Below are 378 nucleotides of genomic sequence, written 5' to 3' on the forward strand. Positions count from 1 at the left end.
CACGGGTGCCGGCCGGGGCCACCGAGCGCACGCCCTGCCCGCACCACGCCGTCATCGAGCCGGACGGCGGCGCCGTCCAGTGCCCCGCCTGCCAGAGCGTCGACCGCGGGCTCGCCCTCGCCCGGGACCAGATCCTCGACGACGGCCGCACCTACCGGCTCTACCTCGCCTGGTTCGGCGAAGGCCTGCTCAAGGTGGGCCTGACCGCCGAACAGCGCGGCACCAACCGGCTGCTCGAACAGGGCGCACTCGCCTGGACGTTCGCCGCCCGGGGGCCGTTGCCGGCCGTCCGCCGGGCCGAACTCACCGTCGCCGCCTCCGGGCTGGCCCGCGAGCGGTTCACCGGCAAGACGAAGACGGAGCACTGGTGGGAGCACG

1 protein-coding gene is annotated in these 378 nt (G+C 75.7%); it reads left to right on the forward strand.

Annotated elements, in window-relative coordinates; all coding sequences use genetic code 11:
• A partial coding sequence (locus C2142_RS35285; protein WP_194235842.1) for a DUF2797 domain-containing protein occupies positions 1-378 on the forward strand: 378 nt, incomplete at both ends.

This window comes from Streptomyces sp. CB01881 (assembly GCF_002953255.1).
In the GTDB taxonomy this organism is placed as follows: Bacteria; Actinomycetota; Actinomycetes; order Streptomycetales; family Streptomycetaceae; genus Kitasatospora.